Origin of the sequence: Candidatus Dechloromonas phosphoritropha (genome assembly GCA_016722705.1) — a bacterium.
Taxonomy (GTDB): domain Bacteria; phylum Pseudomonadota; class Gammaproteobacteria; order Burkholderiales; family Rhodocyclaceae; genus Azonexus; species Azonexus phosphoritrophus.
Window position 1 is genome coordinate 1871403 of the sequence record JADKGN010000004.1, and the last position, 22767, is coordinate 1894169.

The following is a 22767-nucleotide window of genomic DNA, read 5'->3' on the forward strand; positions in this document are numbered from 1 at the left end:
GTGATTACTCCGGCCCCATACGCATCGCCGCTCTACGAACCGTTGCGTCGCTGGCTTGACCAGTTGCCGCCGGGCCCAGATACAGTGGCGGCCGCCGCGCTGGGCGAGCGGTTTCCGATCCTTGTGCCCGGTGGTGGGCGCATCCGCTTTGTTCCGCCGCGGGCGGATGGTCTCGTCTATGAATGTCGCATCCTGGATACCGGCGAGGTCGCGACGCGGCCCAGCAACTGGCATGATTTCTTCAATGCACTGGTCTGGCTGACTTTTCCGCAGACCAAACTGGCCATCAGCGCGCGTCACGCGCAGGCGATGGCGCCGGCCGGCACGGCGCGGGGCAGCACACGCGACGCGCTGACCCATTTCGACGAGTGCGGGATCGTCGTGCTGTCGAGCAAACCCGAACTGCTGGCCCTATTGCGCGACTTCAAGTGGAAGCCGCTGTTCGTCGAGCGGCGGGCGGAAGTAATGCGTGCCATGCGTTTCGTCGTCTTTGGCCATGCCACCTACGAAAGCCTGCTCAACCCTTTTCGCGGCTTGACGGCCAAGGCGATCCTGCACGAGGTTGATGACGGCTGGCCGGGCATGCCCGTCGCCGAACAGGCTGCCGCGGTCGACGCCCTGCTGGCGGCAGATTTCGCTAATGGCTGCTATACCCGGCCGCGTGACTTCCAGCCCTTGCCGGTGCTGGGCATTCCCGGCGTCAATCCGGACAGCGAGGTTGCGTCCTACTACGACGATCACTGGCAGTTCCGGTCGGGGCGGCGCGCCTGATGTGCAAATCCGCAAGCGATGCCGTGATCGGCAGTAGCGGTGAAACAAAAAAGGCCGCCGTTTCGGGCAGCCTTTTATCGATGCGGCAGTGACTTACTTCGCGACCTTGGCCTTGGGCGCGACAACGACAATACTCGTTGCCGCGACATAGGTGCCCTTGACCTGGTCGCCTGCCTTGACCTCGGCCATGACCTTCGGATCCTTGACATGCAGCTTGAAAGTCCGGCCCTTGGCGCCCAGGATCGTGACCGTGCTGGCCTTGGCATCGACAGATTGGACGTCTGCCACGAAGTTGACCTCGCGTCCCCTGATCGCACCCGGCTTCTGGCCCGGCTTTGCCGTTTCGTTGATATCCCGCTCGACCGTTTCGCGCACGCCGCCGCCCTTCTTCAGTTCCATGGTGAGCACTTCCATGTGCTCGGCGATCACGCGGTCGCCGACCTTGACCTGCTTGAAGTTCTTGGCCTCCTTGCCGACAACGACGTCGAAGACGTTGCCATCCGCGCCCTTGAGCGTCGCCGTGCGCGTCTTCTTGTCGATCCCGATAACTTCGGCTTCGGCGTTGGCGACGTCGCCGGCGATCATTCCCGGCGTGCCGGTATCGGAGGTGATGGGCTTGGCGTCGGCGGCGTAGGCAGAACCGAACGCAAGAGTCAGGGCAAGCAGGGTGGCATTTATTACAGTTTTCATGAGTGATCTCCAGGGGTTGGATGGTGCCGATGTGGCGGGAAAAACGAAAGTCGGAGGGATGGCCGCGCGCCGCGGATCGCTACCGGATGATCGGCGGAACGGACAGTGGGGGCGGCGACCCTGGCGCTGGCATCTGCTGGAGAATACAGCGAATGCTCGGCGAGTCGGGTGGGGCGTTATAGAAGCTCTCCAGTCCTTCGACGAAATTCTGCCGCGAGACTAGCCCATTGAAGTAGCGTGAGGTCAGGTCAAGGAAGTAGGGATCCTGCTGACGAACTCGCGTGTCAATCACGTCCAGTCCTAGTGGGAGCTCTCCGCAATTGTTCTGCACACGGTTAAGAAAGGCGTCGTAAGGGCGTTCGGGGCGGATGGCGTCGGGAGCACAGCCGGCAACTCCGAGCGACAACGCGATGCTGAACGCAGTAAGGTGGTGGCGGCATTCCCGAGCGCTGGCGATGCGCCAGGCGGCGCGGTCAAAAAAGGGCATGGTGCATCCTTGTTGTGGTCGACCGGTTGCAGGCGCCATTTTTGCGCCCGCAACCGGTCATTCAGATGGCTCAGCGCAGAACGACGCGTGCGTCTTCGCCGCTGCCCTCGACGTAGACCTTCTGGCCCTGACGCAGGTCGGGGTTGGTCGGCTGGGTCACCGAGACCAGGACGCCCGAGTTGGTCCGGACAATGATTTGCTGGCCCATGACCGGCTTCTCATACTTCTGCTGCACCTTGTGGCCGGCGACCGCGCCGCCGACCGCGCCGATAACCATGGCGACATCGCGTCCGGTGCCAGCGCCGATCAGGCTGCCGATGCCGAGACCGGCCAGGCCGCCGACCACGGCGCCGACGCCGGTATGCTGATTGCTCTGGATTTGAACCGGCGCGATCTGCTCGATGGTTCCGCTGCGAATCTCCATTTCGCCCGGCCCTCCGCCCGGCGCCGCGCAGGCGGCAAGGGTCAGCGCAAGTGCCATGGCGGAAATATAGGATGAGATTCTCTGGTTCATGTTGTGCTCCTTGAGAGGAATTAATGGATATTTGCGACTGCGGTCCGGAGGTGTCCGGAGGTGCGCGTTGCCCATGGTATCAACTTTTTGCTTCCGCAAGGCTCAGGACTCGTGCGCCTAACGGAGATTTCCCAGCGTATCGGCCGAGAAACAGCCATCTCCGCCCTAAGGGCAGATGATCTGATAAGTCTTGCGCTGGCCACAGCCGCTGATGCCGATGGTGAACGAACCGCGCTGGATGCCGTGGAAACGTAACGTTTCGATGGCTGGCTGCATCAGTTTCCGGGACAGCAGCGCGGCCTCCTGAGCACCCGGACAGTTGAGTTCGAAGCGCCCGCGCTGCAGGGTGGTATTGACAGCCGTCGGCTGCATGCTGTCGAGGATCTACACCGGCGGCGTGGCGCACCCGGCAACGGCCGGGGTGGCGAGCAGGGTTGCGGCGGACAGGACGGAAGTCTTCACGACTCGATCTCCATTGTGAGTTGGAAATGCCGGGCCGTACCCGTGCCCCGGCTTCACTGATGATGGTGGTTCTTGTGATGAATATCGAGGGCAAGTTCGGCGGCGGCGTCCTCCGCGATCTCGGCGAGGTCGGCGAGCAGGCCTTCGTCGGAGAGATCCAGAGAAACCGAATGCGACCAGTCGTGATGGACGACCTGTTCGAGCCGTTTCACCACCGCCTCGTCATGGACGACGATCGCCAGTTCGCGCCGGCTGTCGAAACTGCCGGGCGCCAAGTTGATCGAGCCGATCAGGGCGCGCGCGCCGTCGGCCAACATCATCTTGGCGTGCAGTTTCAATCCCTTGAGCTTGTGCACCTTGGCGCCGAGGTCCTGGAGAATGCGCAGGCCCTCGACGCCCTCGACCAGCTTGCCCTTTTTCAAGTTGTGCGCCGGTCGCGCCAGGATGTGGATCTTGACCCCACGCGTCGCCGCGCGCACCAAGCGCTCGATGATTACCTCATCCTGGTAACGCTCGTTCTGCAGGAACAGCGACTCGGTCGCCTGGTCGATGAAATGGGCCACCCGGTTGCGCCCATTGATGTTGCACCAGATCAGGTGGCAGTCCGGGCCCGGATCGAATTCCCTGCGCTCCCAGTCGGCATCGAAGCAGGCGCTGACTTCGCATACCTCGTGGCGGTGCGAGGTGACCACCGCGTAGTCGCGCGTTACCGTGAGGTTCCTGGTCTCCCAGTTAAGCGACTGGATGAAGGCGGTATCATCGTCGACAACCATTGATTTTTCGTGGGTCAGGTCGATTGCCGGATTGGTATCGGTTATTTCGATGCCGACCTCTTCGAGCGCCTTGCGCGTCGCCTCGTTTTCGGGTTCGCCGCCGCGACGGGCGGGATTGAGCATGACACGAACCTTGACCCCGCGCTGGTGGGCGGCGATCACCGCGGCAAGCAGCGACGGGTCGGAAAACAGGAACATCTTGATGCGAATCGACTTCAGGGCGCCGTCGATGGCGTCCACAAGCGGCTTGCCCGTATCGTCGGGCATCACGATCAGCGAGCGTGACGACATGAAACCTCCGTTGAATGTTGTTGTTTGTTCAGGTTGATTGCGGGGTTTCCGGGGCGTGCGCTTCCGCAGCCTTGGGCTCCTTTGCTTCCTTGGGCTCCTTTGCTTCCTTGGGCTCCTTTGCTTCCTTGGGCTGCTTGGCGGGTGCGTGCGCGTCATGGACAGCCTGCAGGCGCTTGAGTTTGAGCACGCCGTAGAAGACCACGAGTGTCAGAAGTGCGACCAGGAAGCCATCGAGGGCTTTCTCGGCGGAAAAATTGGCGGTGCGGTTGGCGATATAGGCGACGATGATCGTCGCGAAAATGACAATGTTGAGCACCCAGTTGGTCGTTCTCGACACGATGTAGCCCAGGGTCCCGAATCCCGAAAGCTGGTAGAGCATGAATGGCAGGATGGCGGCGGCCGGGATGAGTTCGGAGGCGCCAAGACTGAGGTCGACGGCGTCCAGAGCCTTGCTGTGCAGCAGGGTGCTGTTTGCCAGCTGGTGGAATAGCGGTGGCAATGCGCAGAGGAAGGGAACGACCGATAGGAATTCGATGATCAGGGCGCCGGACCACAGGCTGACCTCGGAGGCCGAATCGGCCCCGGCGCCCGATGACTGCGAGGCGATGAACAATCCGCCGACGACGGCGGTGGCGCACGACAGCATCAGCAGTTCGACCGTGACGCCGAAGGCCGCCGGTTCGCCGGCCTTTATCAGGAGCAAGGCGACGAAGCCGGGCGTGAAGAACATGACCCGGACGAGCCGCGTCCACAGCCGCGGATCACGCTCCGGCGGCAGGAGGGGAAGTGCTTGTCCATTGTTACCGATGGTTGGTCTGGCCTTTGACATTATTTCTGCTCCTCGCGAATCAAGGTGATTTGAATTCCGATGCGCGGCTTTCGTTCGAATCTCCATTCCCTGGAGTGAGCGGGCGCCACGAGATATTTCCTGATGTCAGTCATCGATATTATGAAGTCTCCCGATGATGTCGGCGAGGACCGCAGTCGACCATCCGAACATCAGCATGCCCGTCATCGCCTCGAAGTTTCCGAAGCCGATCCAGCCTTTGGGAAGAACGATGGCGCTGGCGCCCATGGTCGTGTAGGAGTTGAACGAGTAGTTCATCGCATGCGATATGTCCTTGATCAGGTCACTCAAGTAATAGAAGGTGGCCCAGATGGCGACGCCGCCAAAATGCGTTATGAGCAGGATGGCGACCACGCTGATGATGACTGCGGTGCGCGCGGACCGGTGCGCTCCGTGCATGACGGGTCGCCCAAAGCGCCTGAAGAAGCGATGCACCATCTCAATGCCGGCGCCGTGAAAAATGACGGTCAGGCACATCGGCAGCAGGGCGGCAATGATCTGCTTGCCGTACTTGAAATCCAGAGCGAAAAAAGCCTGTTCAGCGATGTTCATGGCCTCCACGGATGTCCTCTCACCGATGAATTCCGGCATTGATGCCTTGCGTGCACGCGCTCCCTGGCGCGCAAAATCAAGGATCCCGGCGCGACCATCACGGCGCCACATGATTCTCTTCCAAAATTCTTCGCCTTGCTTGATAATTTACGACGTAATTGTTTTGGATCTCCTGATGTCCGTGACTTGTGCCGCGAATTCGTCGGAAGCTAGAAGCTTCGGCAACGTTGAGGGTGGCTGCCTGCGTGTCCAGCCGATCATGCATATCGCCCGGATGATCGGCGAACTGGGCGCCGACCCGGAACGGGTTTTTGCCCCTGCCGGTATCTCCGCCGGGCTGTTCGCGAATCCCGAAAACACGATTTCGTTTCCCGCGGTCGGAGACTTGCTCGAGCGCTGCGTGGTGGCGACCGGTTGCGCGCACTTCGGCCTGCTGCTGGGTGCCGGCGCCGTCGGCAATCCGTTCGGCCTGCTCAGTGAGGTCATGCAGCACTGCGCCGACGTCGGGACGGCGATTGCCCATATTCATCAGCAATTTCATCTGCATGACCGCGGCGCGCTGGTTACCCGGACGGTCGCCGGCAGGGAAGCGTCGCTCGGCTACGCCTTGTTCGATACAGCGGTTCCCGGAGCCGACCAGATCTATGACGTGGCCATCGCCGTCGGCGTGGCGCTGATGCGCCAGTTGTGCGGTCCGCAGTGGAATCCGCGGAAAGTTCTGCTGCCGCGCCACCGGCCGCGCGATGTGCGCCCGTACGAAGAGGTCTTGGGCTGTTCGCCGGACTTCGCCGCCGATCGCGCCGTGCTGATCTTTCCCGCCGGAAACCTCAGGCGGCGGATTGCCGGCGCTGATCACGAAATGTATGCCTTGCTCTCGGAACGACTGAAGACGGTCGACAGGCAGAGCGATCTGGATTTTGCCGACCAGGTTCGCCGCGTCGTCCGCGGCCTGGTGGCGGTTCGCCGCTGCACGCTCGACGAGGTCGCTGCCATGTTCGCGATGAATCGTCGACGCATCAACCGCAAACTCGAGCGCCAGGGAACGACTTACCACCAGATTTCCCAGGAGGAGTCGTGTGCCCTGGCCGAGCGCCTGATGCTCGATACCGATATGACGCTGGGCGAGATTGCGTCGGTGCTCGACTATGCCGAGGCTGGCGTATTCACCCGCGCTTTTCGCGGCTGGCGCGGCGTGGTGCCCAGCGAGTGGCGCCGGACGCATGCCCGGAATACCGGCCGCGCAAGCAGTTGACCGCAACCGTTACGCCGCGGTGTCGCGATATGTCAAGCAAATGTGATGCTTGATACCCTAGCAGCCTGTCGGGCTTGAGTTCGACCGATGGCGCGATTTCATAATCCGGGACGAATTGACACCTTTTGGGGCGAAATCGGGTTGTTTTTTCATGGAATTGCAATGCTCCTGTTCTATTTTCTCACTGCGGACGCAATACGGCCATGCGCTTCAAATTCCACGCGAGGCAAACCAGCGTCCATTCGTTCTTGACGTTAGAAAGACCGCGGAGCAGAAACTGGCGCAAGCCCATCACCGACTTGATGATGCCGAACACCGGGTCAACCGTCTGTTTGCGTAGCGCATAGGCGGCACGCCCCGTTCGTGTCTTGAGCGTGTGTTTCATGATCTCGACCGGCGAGGCGTCGCCCGCCAGCAGCAGCGGCTCGGTAAAACGTTCCCGCCAGTCCGGATGGTGCTCGTCGCGCTGGACGGCAATCAGCGGCTCACTGTTGGCGGCGAGACACGCCGCGACGTTCTTCGCGCTGTAATAGCCGGTGTCGGCCAGCCAGGTCTTGGGCTGATTTAGCCCTTCGGGGTTAGCCTGAACTTTCGCCAGCATGGGCTCAACCTGTTCTTTGTCGTTCGTGGCTTGAGTAACATGCGTGGCGAGGATGAGCATCGATTCGGTGTCAACGACCGCCTGCGCGTTATAGCACTGCTCAAAGCCGCCACCAGCCACCTTCATGATCCGCGATTCTTCGTCGGTCAGGTTGATCGGGTCGTTGGCTCGCGGGCCCGGCTCGGGAGGCTCCGGCTCCTTGCCACGGGGCTTCTTGCCCGTCTTTGCTTCCTTGGCCACACGAGCCGACATCTTGGCCTCGTACTCGGCCTGTTCCCCCGCGAACCGCTCCTGGGCTCGCGCTTCGATCTTGACCTTGGCCGCCGCAATCGCGGCCAAGCGATCTTCCCGGCGGGTGATCTCCTCGGGAATGCTGACCCCGTCCGGCACGACCGACTGGTCGGCCGCTGCGGCCAGCGCTAACAGTTCCTGCACTTCGGCCTTCAGATGGGCTTCGATCTTCTCGCAATGCCCGTACGACAAGGCGCTGTGCCGGCTAGCATTGGCGTGAATCTTGGTGCCATCCAGGCTTACCGTGCCAAAGCGCGAGAGTTGGTTCTCTCGGGCCACCTGTAGCACTTGAACAAACGCCGATTCAAATTCCTGGCCAAAGCGCGTCCTGAACGTCGCCAGGGTGTCGTGATCCGGATGCCGGTTGCAGGCAATGTACCGGAACGCCAGCGAGTCGTACGTTGCCCGTTCGATCTTGCGACTGGAGAACGTGCCCGTGGCGTAACCGTAGATCAGCAACGACAGCAGCGTCGCCGGAGGGTAGGCCTCACTGCCTCTGCCCGCATAGGCCCGCTCCAGCGCCGAGAGGTCCAGCCCTTCGACCACATCCACAACGTACCGTGCCAAGTGCGCCTTGGGTAACCAATCCTGCACCGAAGGTGGGAGTAGGTAGTCCGTATCTCGATCTATCGGTTGAAAGGCCATTACCGTGCCCGTTGAAATAGTGGATATGATCATATCATATTTCTGGTTAAGTCCGACAGGCTGCTAGAATGCGGTTTGACGTCACTTCAACGCAGGAGAGGGCATCGCCATGGGTTTGCCAGATCGTTATTTCGGGCTGATCGCCGCCGTTGCCGTTCTTGGCGCCACGATTAGCGCCTCCGCGCAGGCCGAACTGAGCGCCGAGGAACTGGCGAAGATCGCCCAGAACCCGGTCGGCGCGCTGATCAGTGTGCCATTCCAGAACAACACCAATCTCAACGTCGGGCCCGGGAAGGGCACGCAGAACATCCTCAACATCCAGCCGGTGATCCCGATTTCGGTCAATGACGACTGGAACGTCATCACGCGGACGATCCTGCCGGTGATTTCGCAGCCGGCGCTTTACCCTGACGACGATCGGGCCAACGGCATCGGCGACCTGCAGTTTTCCGCGATGCTGTCGCCAGCCAAACCGGGTGCCTGGATATGGGGCGCGGGTACGATCCTGCAGGCGCCGACCAACACCAATGGCCTTGGCAACGACAATTGGGGCTTAGGTCCACAGGCGGTCGTGCTCCACCTCGAGAAGGGTGATCCCTGGGTGTACGGCGTTCTCGTCAACAACATCTGGTCGCTCTCCGACAGCCAGCAGGGCGGCTCCTACAACAATGGCCTGATCCAGATCTTCGCGAACTACAACTTCCCAGGGGGCTTCTACCTGACCAGCGCGCCGGTCATCACCGCCAACTGGAAGGCGGACAGTGACCAGCGGTGGACGGTGCCGCTCGGTGGCGGGGTCGGCAAGATTTTCCATATTGGCAAGTTACCGGTGAATAGCCAGTTGTCCGCCTACTACAACGTCGTCAAACCGGACGACGCGGCAAACTGGCAGATCCGTTTTCAGGTGCAGTTCATGTTCCCCAAGTAAGCTGACCGTGCCCGGAGGCGGCGAAAGATTCCGCATCGGGCGCATTGGTCGGGCCGGCGCGGTTCACGCCGCCTGCTCGACGCGCTGGACCTGGCTGGCGATGCCCATGCGGTTGATGCCGCTGACCAGCGCCTTGATCGATGCGGTGACAATGTTGCCGTCGATGCCGACACCGTAGAAATCGCCATTACCGCTGCCGGCAATCTCCATGAAGGCACAGGCTTGGGCATTTCCATCGTCGCTGCCCGGCAGCAGCGAGCGCTCTTCGTAGCCGCGGACCTGGACCCTGATACCGGCGCTCTGGAAGGCGTGGACTGCGGCATTGATCGGGCCGTTTCCTTCACCGCTGAGGATGTGCGGCGCGCCTTCGATATCGACGCTGAGGCGGATGCCCTGGACGCTGCCGTGCTCATAGAGGTGGTGCCCACGGTAAGCGATCGGGGCGGCGTTATCGAGGTAGGTTCGCGCGAAGAGGTCCCAGATGTCGTCAGCGCTCACTTCGCCGCCAAGTTCCTCGGCGTGGCGCTGGACGACCCCCGAGAATTCGACCTGGAGGCGGCGCGGCATGACGATGCCGTTCTCGGTTTCCATGAGGTAGGCGATACCGCCCTTGCCCGACTGGCTGTTGACGCGGATCACGGAGTCGTAGCTGCGCCCGACGTCGGCCGGATCTATAGGCAGGTAGGGCACGTTCCACGGCTGTTCCGCCTCCTGAGCGGAGAACCCCTTCTTGATGGCGTCCTGGTGGGAGCCGGAGAAGGCCGTGAATACGAGATCACCGACGTAGGGGTGACGCGGGTGGATCGGCAACTGGGTGCAGTGCTCGAAGCTGCGGGCGACGGCGTTGATGTCGGAAAAGTCGAGGCCGGGATGGACGCCCTGCGTGTACATGTTGAGGGCGAGGGTGACGAGATCGACGTTGCCGGTGCGCTCGCCGTTGCCGAAGAGACAGCCCTCGACGCGGTCGGCACCGGCCATGAGGCCGAGTTCGGCAGCGGCGACGGCGGTGCCGCGGTCGTTGTGCGGGTGAAGGCTGATGATGACGCTGTCGCGGCGGGCGAGGTTCTTGTGCATCCACTCGATCTGGTCGGCGTAGATGTTGGGCGTCGCGATCTCGACCGTGGTCGGGAGGTTGAGGATGACCTTGCGCTCGGGCGTCGCGCCCCAGGCTTCGGTCACCGCGTCGCAGACTTCCTTGGCGAAATCGAGTTCGGTGGCGGTGAAGAGTTCCGGGCTGTATTCGAGCGTGATCTCGGTTTCCGGCATTCCGGCGGCAAACTCCCTGATGAGCCTGACGGCGTCGACCGCCATGCTCACGACCTCGGTCTTGCTCATGCCGAAGACGTGGTCGCGGAAAGTCTTCGAGGTGGCGTTATAGACGTGGACGATGGCCTTTCGCGCGCCCCGGATCGATTCCATCGTGCGCCGGATGAGATGTTCGCGTGCCTGGGTCAGCACCTCGATACTGACGTCGGCGGGGATGTGGCCACCTTCGATGAGGCCGCGCACGAAGTCGAATTCGGTCTGCGACGCCGACGGGAAGGCGACCTCGATTTCCTTGAAGCCGATGGCGCAGAGCGTCCGGAACATGCGCATCTTCTTCTCGCCATTCATCGGTTCGAAAAGTGCCTGGTTACCGTCGCGCAGATCGGTGCTCATCCACAGTGGTGGCCGGGTGATGGTCTGGCCAGGCCAGTTGCGGTCGACGAGGCGGACTGGGGCAAAAGCGTGGTATTTGGTGCTTGGGTTGTGCAACATGGTGCCGCTCCTGGAAACAGTATTGGTGAACGAGATTTTAGGGAAATGGCGCTGGCAGGTGCTTGCGTTGTTCGATCAATAATCGAGGAAATAAGCAATTAAATTGCGCAAATAGTAGGTTTATAAAAATTCTGGTCCAGAAATTGATTTCTGGTTGAGATATCCGGCACCCAGGCGGTGCCGTGTCCCCGGCAATTGCGCAATGCAGTCAATACAAATATGATTCTTCCGGGGAACTCGAAACTGACTGGATCTCACTCACGCGCCTTGTTCTCAGAGCCGCATGAAGGGTCTTGACTGACACGCCGCAACGAGGGTACGGAGAAATGAAAGAGCTCGGAATACCAGCCCTTCTGCTGGTTTTCGTCGGCGCGGGCATAGCAATATGGGTTGCCGGCGTCTGGCTGGCGAAGGCCACCGACGTTATTGATGATCGCTTTGGCCTCGGCCAGACCATAGGGGGAATGCTCCTTCTGTCGGTTACCGGGGGTCTTCCCGAACTCGCCATCACGGTGAGTGCCGTGACAAGCGGTCATCTCGGCATTGCGGCAGGCAATCTGATTGGCGGAGTCGCTGTCCAGACGCTCGTCCTCGTCATTGCCGACCGCTTCGTTCACGGTTCTTCGTTGCCCCTTTCGACCGTCGCAGCCTCGCTCATGCCGGCGCTTGAGGGGGTGCTGGTCATCATCGTAATCGCGATAACCGTGATGAGCGGCCTCCTTCCTGCTTCCGCTGCCGTGGGTCCGCTGGGAGCGGGCAGCATAGCCATATTCGTCGCCTGGCTAGTCGGCATGCTTGTGCTGGGACGCTGTCGCGACAGGAAGGACCTGAATCTGGTCATCCCTGCCGATAGCTCCGCCGCGTCCGCGGCCACAGGCGGGAATCTCCACGACAAGGGCGACGGCCTGAGCGGCGCGAGCACTGCCAAGTCAGTCACGATCTTCGTAGGAGCGTCAATGGTTACGCTCGTGGCCGGTGTCTTGCTCGAGCAGAGCGGCGGTCGCCTTGCCGACCTCATGGGCATCAATGGCGTGTTGTTCGGCGCGACGTTTCTGGCGCTGGCCTCGGCCTTGCCCGAAATAAGTACGGCGATTACCGCTGTGCGGATGAAGAGCTACACACTGGTCTTTGGCGACATCTTCGGCGGCAACGCCTTTCAGCTCATCCTGTTCGTGCTCGCCGACCTGTTGGCGGGGCAACCGGTTCTGACGCACGAGGGACGTGCCAATGCGTGGATCGGCATGATCGGGTTGGGAATGACGGCAATCTACGTCTTCGGCATCATGCTGCGAATGCCCCGGCGATACTTGGGTCTGGGGGCGGACTCGTGGGCAGCGTTGCTTTTCTATGGTCTGGGAATCTGGGGGTTCTTGGTGGTGTCAGGCTGAACTGGCTCTGGCTGGCGACGGTCGGGGAGTCGCTCTGGTTCGCGCTGGCGGGAACAACCATTGGCCAGGAGAGCGGGGGCCAGCGGCATCTCGCCGCAAACCCTTTCCCAAGCCGGAGAGCCCGCGTGGTCGCCACTTCGAGTGCTATGCCGTCGAGCCCGCCTTCGAGCGCACCCTACTTGGGGATTCAAGTAATTTGCGCCGAAATTTGGCAGCGCGGGGCGGCATTTCCACATTCGGCTCTACCGGCGCCTGGTTCGGTCAATTCTATCTGCAATAGAATCTTGCCAGCGGCGACCTCAAGATCGCTGCCGGCAGTCCTGGTCTCGGTGCGACCTTCGTCACCCACCCGGTCTTCGCGCGGCCGCCGCCGGGTTCACAGTTGGGCATCCAGCTGCTCTACCCCCCAACGCAGGTCATGGAGGTGGTGCTTGGGTCTTCAACAACAATCCGAATTCACCAGCCGGCAAGCACCACGACCTCGACAGGGGCTGGCGCGCTGGCAACAGAGGTGCGTTTACTATCGCGCAGATCCACTGGCTTCGAAATCAGGGTACGAGAGATGCTGACATGCCAGGTCAATACGGCATTGGCGGCTTCTCGGACGGCAAGCAGTTTCCGACTATCGATGGGACGCCGGCGTTGGAGAGAAGCAATCGGGGCGTTTATTTAATGGCGTAGCAATAGCTCGCTCCACCAGGCGGTACGGGAAGGGCGCAAGGCCTGACGAACTGGATTAGCGTCGCCTATGGCAGCAACGAGAACGTCAATCGTCCACCAATTTTCGCCGCTACGGGCGCGAGGCATCTGGGTCGGCTCGCAAGCTGTCCCGACATCGTGTCGATTGGCGGGTTCTATGGCAAGCCTAGCAACAGAGTTCAGTCGCCCACGAGCAATACGCAGGGGGTGGAGTTTGCCTACCAGTTCACGGTCAATGGTGCCGCCAATTTCGTGGTGGACGCGCAGTATGTCTTCCGGGTGAACGGTGGACCTCGCCGGGGATGGGCGTTCAGGGCGCCCAGATTGATCTCACCCTTTATTGCGCCACTTTCAACGTGGTGTCCGCAGAATCGGCGTGCCGCATCAGCCGTGTTCCTTACCAAACTCAGTCGGTTCCGCGAAGCCAGGAAGATGGTTGATTATTGTTGTGCCAATTGATATTTGTGACGTGGGTAGTTGCTCAAAGATTTGTCGTAGCGCAAGATGACTATTGAATGATCCGCTCCGGAGCAATGCATGCAGCTCGATCGCTACGACCGACATATTCTTGAAATCCTGCAGCAGGAAGGGCGGATCAGCAACCAGGATCTCGCCGACCGCATCGGCCTGTCACCGTCGCCCTGCCTGCGCCGGGTGCGCGCGCTCGAGGATTCGGGGCTGGTCACCGGCTACCGCGCGCTGCTGGACGCCCGGAAGCTCGGGTTGTCGCTAATGGCGCTGATCCATATCTCGATGGACCAGCACACGCCAGAGCGCTTCGCCAACTTCGAGGCGCGGGTCGCCGAGAATCCCGAAGTGCTGGAATGCCTGCTGATTACCGGGCAGGACGCCGACTACCAGCTGAAGGTCGTGGTACGCGACATGGACGCCTACCAGGAACTTCTGCTCAACCGCATCACGCGCATTCCCGGCGTGACCGGCGTGCATTCGAGCTTCGTGCTGCGGCGGGTGGTCGACAAGACCGCCGTGCCGGTTGCCGCCGGCTAGTTTCAGTAGCGGCGGCGCTGCGGCGGCGGCGTATTGCCGCGGGCTTCGATGTGGCGGAAGGTGATGCGGCCCTTGCTCAGGTCGTAGGGCGAGAGTTCAAGCGTGACCTTGTCGCCGACCAGAATGCGGATGTGGTTCTTCTTCATCTTGCCGGAAGTGTAGGCGATGAGTTCGTGACCGTTTTCCAGCTTGACCCGGAAGCGGGTGTCAGGGAGGACGTCATTGACGACGCCTTGCATTTCGAGCAGTTCTTCTTTTGCCAAGTAGTTTTTCTCCAGTCGGTACAACAAATATCAGTTCGGGAACAATACCGCGTCGCGTAGGCGGCGAGCGCTAAGGCTCGACGGCGAGCCAAACCCGGGCGTGGTCGGGCCACCGGTCAAACGGCGCTTTGCGCAGGTGAAATGTTCAGTTCAGTTTGCCGGCGGTTCGCGGGGCGAAGGTGCAGACTGGAGAAGGGCATTTACGCCGGGCAGAACGGCGGCGTCGGGCGGTCCAGCGCAACGCGCGGGAGAATTTTACGTGGCTTGGCCCGGCGAAGCAAGCCGGAAGACGATCGGAGATGCATCGGTACCGCCGAGGCGTGCGATAATCCCTCCCGGAAAGTCGGCCAGGCAATCGCTGGATACGCGAGTATCGGGAGGAAAGTCCGGGCTCCGCAGGGCAGGATGCCAGCTAACGGCTGGGTGCAGTAAGTCGCAAGACCCAAGGCAACGGAAAGTGCAACAGAGAACAGACCGCCTAAGTTCAGGTTCGCCTGAAACGGCAAGGGTGAAACGGCGAGGTAAGAGCTCACCGCGTCCACGGTAACGGCGGACGGCACGGTAAACCCCATCCGGAGCAAGACCAAATAGGGAAGCATGGGCGTGGCCCGCGCTGCTTCCGGGTAGGTTGCTTGAGCCTGTCGGTGACGGCAGGCCTAGAGGAATGATTGCCGAACCCCGCGAGGGGGGAACAGAACCCGGCTTATCGGCCAGCTTTCCACCTACAATCCTGGCATGACTTCGATCGTGAAATGGCAGGAAGGCGGCGTGGGCCGCGGCGCACGCTGGCGCTCGGAGGCCGGCCTGGTGCCGCCCGCCGCGGTCGACGTCGTCGACGACCGCATTTCCGCAGACGCCGCCTGGGGTCTGATGGAGGGTGGCACGGCGCTGCTCTGGAATGGCGACTGGGTCAACGTCCGCCACCTGATGCAGGCTCTGACGCGCCGGGCCGACCGCCTTTCTGGCTTGCCGCGCGACAAACCGCCGGCGACCCCGGCTGCGGCCTTTGCCCGTCACCGTGAACGGCAGCGCTGGCGTGCCGTGCTGCTTGCCCGTTTGCTCGTGCCGGTCGATGCGGATTACCGGGTATCGCTGCGCCGGGCGCAGGATGTCCGCCAGGCCTGTATCGAAGCCTGGGGGCCGCCGTCGGGCGATGCGTCAGTCATTGCGCTGCGCGAATTGCTCGCCGTGGTCAGCGCCCACGAATGGCGCAGGAAGGGTATCCCGGTGCCGGCGATCGAGGGCCGCATCCATCCGCATTACGGTGTCTTTTCGCCGGTACGCGGCGAGTATGTTGATCTGGTGGCCGGAGCCTCGTTGCCGGCGGGTTGCGAACTGGCGTTCGATATTGGCACCGGCTCCGCCATTCTGGCGGCCGTGCTGGCGCGGCGTGGCATCAAGCGCGTGGTCGCCACCGATCAGGATCCGCGGGCGCTGGCATGCGCCTCGGAAAATGCCCGAAATCTGGGGTTGACCGCAGCAATCGAGGTGATCGAGGCCGATCTCTTCCCGACGGGCCGGGCGCCGCTGGTAGTGTGCAACCCACCCTGGGTTCCGGCACAACCGAGTTCGCCCATCGAATACGCCGTCTACGATCCCGACTCGCGGATGCTGCGTGGCTTTCTCGGCGGGCTGGCGGCGCATCTGGCGCCGGGCGGCGAGGGCTGGCTGATCATTTCCGATCTGGCCGAGCACCTTGGCCTGCGCTCGCGCAATGAGCTGCACGGCTGGATCGCGGATGGCGACTTACAGGTGCGCGACCGCATCGATACCCGTCCGCGGCATTCCAGGGCCAGTGACCGCAACGATCCGCTGCATGCCGCGCGGTCTGCCGAAGTGACCTCGCTGTGGCGGTTGGGTGTGGCCAGTCAATGAACTGGAAGTGGTTCAAAGGTCGAGTGGAAACCATGCCATCGAACTGTACGGCTCGTGCGCTTGCCCCGCGTCCTCCCGGGAGGCTCGCGCCCGTTGTCGGTCCTGAGCCGTCACTGCCAATGCCGGTTACTCAATACATGCACTTGGCAGGCGCCCGCCCCAGCGCGGTGTAGAGGCGATCTTCACATCGTCGCTTCCGGAAATGCAATGGGCGCCGTAGCGCCCATTGTTCAGTCCGGATGGAGATTGGTGGGGCAGCCTATTTTTGCAGCTCGATCTCGCCCGGCCGCCAGGTCTTGTCGAACCACGACTCCAGCGGGCCATAGAGGCGCAGGATTATGAACCAGCCCTTGCCGGGAATCGTCTGCACCCAGTTGTTCTCGAACCCAGCCGGAGCCTTGGGTCCGAACCAGACATCCACCGAGCCGTCGGCATTGGTCTTGCCCCCCTTGTTCTGGCTGCTGACGCTTGGCGCGGCCTGATCGGTCTGCAGCATCGAGCGTGTCTGGTTGTCGTGCACAATGACCGACCAGAAGTCCTTGACCGGGATATTCGGCGGCAGGCGCAGCCTGTAGGTCTTGTCGCCGTCGAAGGGATTGCCCTTGGAGTCCAGGGATGCCCACGGGTACTGCGACCCTTTACCGACCAACTTCTCGGCCATCGCGGGTGTCACGCCGGTCGCGAAGTAATAGAAGAAGGCGGCACCGTCGAGGTTGGCAACACCCGGCGCCACCTCGAACTTGTAGCCGCCGAAGAAGGGCAGGCGCCACGAACTGTTCGGGTAGAAGTAGGCGTCCTTCTCGCGCATCTTGAAGGCGATGGCGATGGCGATGGCGATGGCGATGGCGATGGCGATGGCGATGGCGCGGGCGGTGACGGCGCCGATATTGGCGGCATCGGCAAGGATCTAGTTCATCCGCGCATCGGGATTGAACGGCTGGCCCTTGACGATGCCGATCGAAGCGAACAGGCCCAGGGTCGTTGGATCGGACCCCTCGGCAGGTTCTTCCTGAATCACCTGGTTCAAGAGACTCCAGAACGAGTAATCGCCCAGCGCAACGAAGGTCGCCGGGATGCCCGAGGCGTTGGCGAACTTCATCGGCGGCGGGTCGGCGGCATCGGCAAGCTGGTAGATCTTGAGGTTCTTTTTGACCGACTCGACCCCAGGCTTGGTCGAGCCATCGACGAGGAAGGAGCGGAAGGCCAGCCAGGTGCCGTAGGTAGCGGACCGTACAACGTGATAGCCCGCCGGCACCTCGCCCTTGTAGCCCGGTGGCAGCACCAGGTACTTGCCGCCTTGCCCCTTGTCGGCACCGGTGATGCCGACATCAGTCACCCACTTGTACCAGAAGTCGTCGATCAGCCCCAGCACCTTGGGTGGAATCTCGACCACCAGCGGTCCCTTTTTGGTGTCGAGCCAGATGAAGCTGTAGACCGTGCTGTCGTTTGCCGTCAGTTCGACGGTCTTCGAGTCGAGCAGGTCTTCCCAGATGACGTCCGTCTGGTCGCGACAAGGTCAATTGCTTGGCGGAAAAATATACTTGCGGGAGCGTGTCCGGTTCCCACGTTCATCAGGAGTGCCGGGAAGGCAGTCGGCTTGCGCCTGCCGTGCCCTTTCATGCACCGCTTTCCGGTTTGCAGCCGGGCTTCATTTTGTCTGTTTGGATAGCTGGCCAAAGTCGGTGGGGGGTCCGAATCGTGATCGCGGCGAGAACCGGGCGCAAAAGGCCCGCTGCGGTCGACTGGTCGCAGCGGGCAATTTTCGCGAACCCGGTAATTAGGCAGGCGCCGACGTGCGGATCAGGTGATCGAATGCGGCGAGCGAAGCGGTAGCCCCGGCGCCCATGGCGATGACGATCTGTTTGTAAGGGACCGTCGTGCAGTCGCCGGCTGCAAAGACGCCGGGCACCGAGGTCTGGCCCTTGGCATCGATCGCGATTTCACCAAATCTTGTCAGGTTGACCGTGCCTTTCAGCCAGTCGGTATTCGGCAGCAGGCCGATCTGGACGAAGACGCCTTCGAGGTCGATGCGCCTGATCTCGTCGGTGTTGCGGTCCTTGTAGAGCAGGCCATTCACCTTGCTGCCGTTGCCGGTCACTTCGGTCGTCAGCGCACTGGTGTGCACTTCGACGTTGGCCAGGCTGGCCAGCTTGCGCTGAAGGACCGCGTCGGCACACAGCTTGCTTGCGAATTCGAGCAGCGTGACATGGCCGACGATACCGGCGAGATCGATCGCTGCCTCGACCCCGGAGTTGCCGCCGCCGATGACCGCGACGCGCTTACCCTTGAACAGCGGGCCGTCGCAGTGCGGGCAGTAGGCGACGCCCTTGCCGCGATATTCCTGCTCGCCGGGTACGTTCATTTCGCGCCAGCGCGCGCCGGTAGCCAGAATGACTGACTTGCTTTTCAGCACGGCGCCGTTTTCCAGTGTCAGTTCGATCAGGTCGCCCGCCACTAATTTGTTGGCGCGCTGCAGGTTCATGATGTCGACGTCGTATTCCTTGACGTGTTCTTCCAGTCCCATGACCATTTTGGGGCCGTCGGTCTCCTTGACCGAGATGAAGTTCTCGATTGCCAGCGTATCCATTACCTGACCGCCGAAACGCTCGGCCAGCAGGCCGGTGCGGATGCCCTTGCGCGCGGCGTAGATCGCTGCCGCGGCACCGGCCGGTCCGCCGCCGACAACGAGCACGTCGAAGGCTTCCCTGGCGTTGAGCTTGGCGGCATCGCGGGCGGCGGCACCGGTATCGACCCTGGCGATTATTTCCTCGACGCTCATCCGCCCGGCGCCGAATTCCTCCCCGTTGAGGAAGACGGTTGGCACCGCCATGATCTGGAGTCGCTCGACTTCGGCCTGGAACAGCGCACCGTCGATCATCGTATGGCTGACGCCGGGGTTGAGTACGGCCATCAGGTTGAGCGCCTGCACGACATCCGGGCAATTGTGGCAGGAAAGCGAAATGTAGGTCTCGAAGCGGAAATTGCCGGGCAGCGCCTTGATCTGTTCGATCACTTCGGCGTCGACCTTGGGCGGGTGGCCTCCTGTCTGTAACAGGGCGAGGATCAGCGAGGTGAATTCGTGGCCCATCGGCAGGCCGGCAAAGGCGATGCTTGCCGCTTCGCCGGGACGGCCGATGGCGAACGAGGGCCGCCGCGCGGAGTCGCCGTTGTCGCGCAGGCTCACCTTGTCGGACAGTCCGGCGATGTCGGTCAGCAGACCGTGCATTTCGCGCGCCGCCGGGCTGTCGTCGAGCGAGGCAACGAGTTCGATCGGCGTCCGCAGCTTTTCGAGGTAGACCTTGAGTTGGTTCTTGATGTTTGCGTCGAGCATGCTGTTCTCCCGTAATTGAGGATTTCAGTAAAAAAGGGGCTCGGCGGCCCCTTTTTTACTGAAATCCTCGCCGCTCCCGTTCCGGGAGCGGATTGGTGATTCGCGCTGGGTCTTAGATCTTGCCGACCAGGTCGATGGACGGTGCCAGGGTCTTGGCGCCTTCCTGCCACTTGGCGGGGCAGACTTCGTTCGGGTGCGCGGCCACGTACTGGGCAGCCTTCAGCTTGCGCAGAGTTTCCTTGACGTCGCGAGCGATGGCGTTGTCATGGACTTCCATGGTCTTGATGATGCCATTGGGGTCGATGACGAATGTGCCGCGCAGCGCCAGACCTGCTTCCGGAATGTGCACGCCGAAGGCGTTGGTCAGCGCGTGGGTCGGGTCGCCGACCAGCGGGAATTGGGCCTTGCCGACGGCCGGCGAGGTTTCGTGCCAGACCTTGTGGGAGAAGTGAGTGTCAGTGGTGACGATGTACACCTCGGCGCCGGCCTTCTGGAACTCGGCGTAGTTGTCGGCGGCGTCCTCGATTTCGGTCGGGCAGTTAAAGGTAAAGGCCGCGGGCATGAAGATGAGGACCGACCACTTGCCCTTAAGGCTGGCTTCAGTGACTTCGACGAACTTGCCATTGTGGAAGGCTTGGGTTTTGAACGGCTGGACTTCAGTATTGATCAGCGACATGGGGTTTTCTCCTTGGTTGAGGTTGACGACAACGAGCTAATGATAGATCGCCTCCGGTCATTGAGCTAATTGAATCGGGGCATCGCTTTCATAGTCATTAACTATGGACCGCTACTGGTGACAAGAATAGTTCGACAGAACCAATGGTCCATCGTGCAGTAGTACTGGAAGCCCGTCAAAGCCGGGGAGAGTTGACTCAAATCACCAGAATGAGCGCTCCGGGGTCAGGATCGTGTCGTCCGCTATGACGCACACCGCTGGTAGGTGGTCAGACAAGGGAGTTTGAACTTGAATATTCCAAGTGCGATCGTGCACAGCGTGCCGGGGAGTCTCGATGAGGCACGCGCTGTTCTGGCGGACATGCCGGCGGTGGAAATTTATGCCTGAAGCGTGGAAGGATGAGTGGTGGTCACGATTGAGGATGACGATACGGAATCAGCCACAAATTGCAGGTGCCACCACCGTGTCCAGGTCGACGCCTTCGAGTGCGGCTTGTCCGGCCAGCACGTTCAGGTACTGGCGGAGCGCGGTCACGTAGGTCTGCTGACGCAGTGACAGCGTTACCGCGGCGCGTACCACTTCGAAGGGCTGCGTCACGCCGGGCTTGCGTTCCAGCACTTCGATCACGTGCAGGCCAAAACGGCTGTGCACCAGCCGCGGCAGGACGCCCACTTCGACATGGTTGAATACCTCCCGTGCGAGCTCGGGAGCACAATCGACCGCAGTCAGCCATCCGAGATCGCCGCCCTCAGCACCACTGGGACAGTTCGACAAGGCCCGCGCCGCTTCGCCAAAGTGGTCGAGTTCGTGATCGTCGTGGCAGCGGACATCAAGCAGCGCAGCTTCTGCGCGCTTCCTTAAGGCGACCACATTTACGCCCGGCGTCACCGCAAAGAGAATGTGCCGAAGCCGGACTTGTTCGCCGATCCGGTAAGCGCTGACGTGCGCCGCATAGTGGCGCCGACACTCGTCGTCGGATGGATCCGGGACCTTCACGGTGCGTTCGAGCAGTGCTTCAATGGCGCTCGCCGCCGCTTCGCTGACCACGCCGTCGGGCGCTGGCTGATCACTTTCATCCAGCAGGCCTGTGGTCTGCGCCGCCTGTCTTAACAACTCGCTGCAAGCGCGCTGGCGCAGCGCTTTGGCGCCCGGCAATTCACCGGCCGCGTGCAGCGCGACGCCGTTGATGCGAGCGATGGCGGGCGCCGTGTTGGGCGCAGCGTTGGTCACCTCGACTCCCTTTCAGTTGCCGGCCGGCGGCGTGTTGTGGCCAACCGGCAGGTTGAGCCGACGGGCGCGTATCAATTGGTAGGGGCGGAACACGTAAGCAATCGACGCAAAGCCGCTCCACACGTGCACCAACCGGCTGAATGGCAGCAGCAGGAAAATTGTCATTCCCAGCACCAGATGGATCTGGTACGGCCAGGCCAGCGCGACCAGCCCGGCGGCGTCGGGCCGGAAGGTGACGATGCGCTGTGCCCAGTCCGACAGTGCGAGCATCACGCTGGCGTCCTCATGGCCGAAAGAGTAGGGTAGCGTGATCAATCCGATGGTCAGTTGTACCCACAGGATGATCAGGATCGCCAGGTCGGTGCGGTGGCTGGTGAGACGAATGCGTGGGTCGGACAGGCGCCGGTGCAGCAGCAGCGTCAGCCCGACAAAGCACACCACGCCGGCAATACCACCGGCCACCACCGCCACCGCCTGCTTGCGCTCCGGCGTAATGAAGGACTCGTAAAGCCAGTGTGGCGTAAGCAGGCCGACCGTATGACCCATCAAGAGGAACAGGATGCCGACGTGGAACAGGTTGCTGCCCCAGCGGAGCGTTCCGGAGCGTAGCAGTTGCGATGAATCACTCTTCCAGGTGTACTGGTCACGGTCGAAACGTGCCAAGCTACCCATGAAGAAGACTGCCAAACACACGTACGGGTAAATGTTGAAGAAAAAGTTGTGGAGGTAGGCTTGAAAGGCATTCATGGAAGCACTCCTTGAGTGGCGTTGGAGCGGACGACGTGGATCGGCTGCGCGAGGTTGGGACGTTGCTGTCCGTGTGCGACACAGCCATCGAAAGCAGCCGGCTCGACCCAACTGTCGTCGAGTGGCTCGTCATCGGGAATGTTTACTGGCCGCACCTTGCCGCCGGCCAGTTCGAGCAAGGCCCCCAACGCGCTGGCGTAGCGGCTGCTGCGCTTGTCGAGTCCGTTGAAGATGACATTCAGGATGTCCACGATCTCGTTGAGGAAAGCGCGTGCCTCGCGTGGTGGTTGCGTCGAGGCGTATTCCAGCACCACCGGCAGGTAATCGGGCATCGCGCCTTCGGTAAGGTACAAGCCGGCCTTCTCAAAGGTCTGCGCCAGGTCGATCATCGCCGGGCCACGCTCGCGCGAATCCCCGTGCACATGTTCGAAGAGGTGCAGCGCGGTGCTTCGCCCGCTATCGAAGAGTTGCACATAATCGGCTTCAGCGTCGATGTCGGTCTGGCGCTGGATGCTCGCGATCAGCGCATCGAGTTCAGCCAGTCGCGCCGCGTCGAGCGCCTGTTCGCGTTGCAGAGCATCGCGCAACTCGTCAAGGTGCTGGCGCAGTTTGGCATCGGGGTAGCTCAGCAGCCGGGCGAGAACACGTAGCGTGATCGCCATGGCTGGGGTCTTGGGCAAAAGCATCG

21 protein-coding genes, 1 other RNA gene and 1 pseudogene are annotated in these 22767 nt (G+C 61.8%); 7 read left to right on the forward strand and 16 right to left on the reverse strand.

What is annotated here, in order from left to right:
* Positions 1–771: a DUF3025 domain-containing protein gene (locus IPP03_14800; GenBank protein ID MBL0353852.1), complete on the forward strand. Its 771-nt coding sequence runs from the start codon at positions 1–3 to the stop codon at positions 769–771.
* Between the two features lie 93 nt (positions 772–864).
* On the opposite strand, the gene IPP03_14805 is transcribed toward IPP03_14800, so the two are convergent.
* The 7 genes from IPP03_14805 to IPP03_14835 all read right to left on the reverse strand — a co-directional run bounded on the left by IPP03_14805 (position 865) and on the right by IPP03_14835 (position 5426).
* Positions 865–1461 (reverse strand): hypothetical protein, encoded by a 597-nt coding sequence (locus IPP03_14805; protein ID MBL0353853.1) that lies wholly within the window; start codon positions 1459–1461, stop codon positions 865–867.
* A gap of 79 nt (positions 1462–1540) precedes the next feature.
* Positions 1541–1948 (reverse strand): hypothetical protein, encoded by a 408-nt coding sequence (locus tag IPP03_14810; GenBank protein MBL0353854.1) that lies wholly within the window; start codon positions 1946–1948, stop codon positions 1541–1543.
* Positions 1949–2018: 70 nt separating this feature from the next.
* The gene (locus IPP03_14815) at positions 2019–2462 is read right to left on the reverse strand and encodes a glycine zipper 2TM domain-containing protein (protein ID MBL0353855.1); all 444 of its coding nucleotides are present in this window, start codon (positions 2460–2462) and stop codon (positions 2019–2021) included.
* A 165-nt stretch (positions 2463–2627) separates the two neighbouring features.
* Positions 2628–2834, reverse strand: coding sequence for a hypothetical protein (locus tag IPP03_14820; GenBank protein MBL0353856.1), 207 nt, complete (start codon positions 2832–2834; stop codon positions 2628–2630).
* Between the two features lie 143 nt (positions 2835–2977).
* Positions 2978–3988 (reverse strand): phospholipase, encoded by a 1011-nt coding sequence (locus IPP03_14825; protein ID MBL0353857.1) that lies wholly within the window; start codon positions 3986–3988, stop codon positions 2978–2980.
* Positions 3989–4016: 28 nt separating this feature from the next.
* Positions 4017–4817 (reverse strand): hypothetical protein, encoded by an 801-nt coding sequence (locus tag IPP03_14830; GenBank protein MBL0353858.1) that lies wholly within the window; start codon positions 4815–4817, stop codon positions 4017–4019.
* 105 nt (positions 4818–4922) lie between these two features.
* Positions 4923–5426 (reverse strand): hypothetical protein, encoded by a 504-nt coding sequence (locus IPP03_14835; GenBank protein ID MBL0353859.1) that lies wholly within the window; start codon positions 5424–5426, stop codon positions 4923–4925.
* Between the two features lie 136 nt (positions 5427–5562).
* On the opposite strand from IPP03_14835, the gene IPP03_14840 reads away from it, so the two are divergent.
* Positions 5563–6639 (forward strand): AraC family transcriptional regulator, encoded by a 1077-nt coding sequence (locus IPP03_14840; GenBank protein MBL0353860.1) that lies wholly within the window; start codon positions 5563–5565, stop codon positions 6637–6639.
* A gap of 181 nt (positions 6640–6820) precedes the next feature.
* Here the strand turns inward: IPP03_14840 and IPP03_14845 are convergent, their stop codons facing one another.
* A complete protein-coding gene (locus IPP03_14845) occupies positions 6821–8176 on the reverse strand; it encodes an IS1182 family transposase (protein ID MBL0353861.1) in 1356 nt (451 codons plus the stop codon).
* A 109-nt stretch (positions 8177–8285) separates the two neighbouring features.
* On the opposite strand from IPP03_14845, the gene IPP03_14850 reads away from it, so the two are divergent.
* Positions 8286–9104 carry a neuromedin U gene (locus IPP03_14850; GenBank protein ID MBL0353862.1) on the forward strand — a complete coding sequence of 273 codons (819 nt, stop codon included), beginning with the start codon at positions 8286–8288 and terminating at the stop codon, positions 9102–9104.
* A 63-nt stretch (positions 9105–9167) separates the two neighbouring features.
* Here IPP03_14850 and leuA read toward each other — a convergent pair whose 3' ends face one another.
* On the reverse strand, positions 9168–10862 hold the full coding sequence (gene leuA, locus IPP03_14855) for a 2-isopropylmalate synthase (protein ID MBL0353863.1): 1695 nt from the start codon (positions 10860–10862) through the stop codon (positions 9168–9170).
* Positions 10863–11188: 326 nt separating this feature from the next.
* Between leuA and IPP03_14860 the strand changes: the two genes are divergently transcribed.
* A complete protein-coding gene (locus tag IPP03_14860) occupies positions 11189–12250 on the forward strand; it encodes a sodium:calcium antiporter (GenBank protein ID MBL0353864.1) in 1062 nt (353 codons plus the stop codon).
* Between the two features lie 1236 nt (positions 12251–13486).
* The gene (locus tag IPP03_14865) at positions 13487–13957 is read left to right on the forward strand and encodes an Lrp/AsnC family transcriptional regulator (protein MBL0353865.1); all 471 of its coding nucleotides are present in this window, start codon (positions 13487–13489) and stop codon (positions 13955–13957) included.
* Positions 13958–13959: 2 nt separating this feature from the next.
* Here IPP03_14865 and infA read toward each other — a convergent pair whose 3' ends face one another.
* Positions 13960–14220, reverse strand: coding sequence for a translation initiation factor IF-1 (gene infA, locus IPP03_14870; protein MBL0353866.1), 261 nt, complete (start codon positions 14218–14220; stop codon positions 13960–13962).
* Between the two features lie 339 nt (positions 14221–14559).
* Between infA and rnpB the strand changes: the two genes are divergently transcribed.
* Positions 14560–14942: RNase P RNA component class A (rnpB, locus tag IPP03_14875), an RNA gene on the forward strand.
* Between the two features lie 13 nt (positions 14943–14955).
* The gene (locus IPP03_14880) at positions 14956–16095 is read left to right on the forward strand and encodes a class I SAM-dependent methyltransferase (GenBank protein ID MBL0353867.1); all 1140 of its coding nucleotides are present in this window, start codon (positions 14956–14958) and stop codon (positions 16093–16095) included.
* A 259-nt stretch (positions 16096–16354) separates the two neighbouring features.
* Here the strand turns inward: IPP03_14880 and IPP03_14885 are convergent.
* The 6 genes and pseudogenes from IPP03_14885 to narJ form a co-directional block, all read right to left on the reverse strand.
* Positions 16355–17599 (reverse strand): annotated as a pseudogene (locus IPP03_14885) (DUF1254 domain-containing protein).
* A gap of 273 nt (positions 17600–17872) precedes the next feature.
* Positions 17873–19426: an alkyl hydroperoxide reductase subunit F gene (gene ahpF, locus IPP03_14890; protein ID MBL0353868.1), complete on the reverse strand. Its 1554-nt coding sequence runs from the start codon at positions 19424–19426 to the stop codon at positions 17873–17875.
* Positions 19427–19538: 112 nt separating this feature from the next.
* Positions 19539–20102: a peroxiredoxin gene (gene ahpC / locus IPP03_14895; protein MBL0353869.1), complete on the reverse strand. Its 564-nt coding sequence runs from the start codon at positions 20100–20102 to the stop codon at positions 19539–19541.
* Between the two features lie 435 nt (positions 20103–20537).
* A complete protein-coding gene (locus IPP03_14900; protein ID MBL0353870.1) occupies positions 20538–21332 on the reverse strand; it encodes a peptidylprolyl isomerase in 795 nt (264 codons plus the stop codon).
* A 12-nt stretch (positions 21333–21344) separates the two neighbouring features.
* Positions 21345–22079, reverse strand: coding sequence for a respiratory nitrate reductase subunit gamma (narI, locus tag IPP03_14905; GenBank protein MBL0353871.1), 735 nt, complete (start codon positions 22077–22079; stop codon positions 21345–21347).
* Complete coding sequence (gene narJ, locus IPP03_14910; GenBank protein MBL0353872.1) at positions 22076–22741, reverse strand: nitrate reductase molybdenum cofactor assembly chaperone; 666 nt, start codon at positions 22739–22741, stop codon at positions 22076–22078. The genes narI and narJ overlap by 4 nt, the downstream gene beginning before the upstream one ends.
* Between the last annotated feature and the right edge of the window lie 26 nt (positions 22742–22767).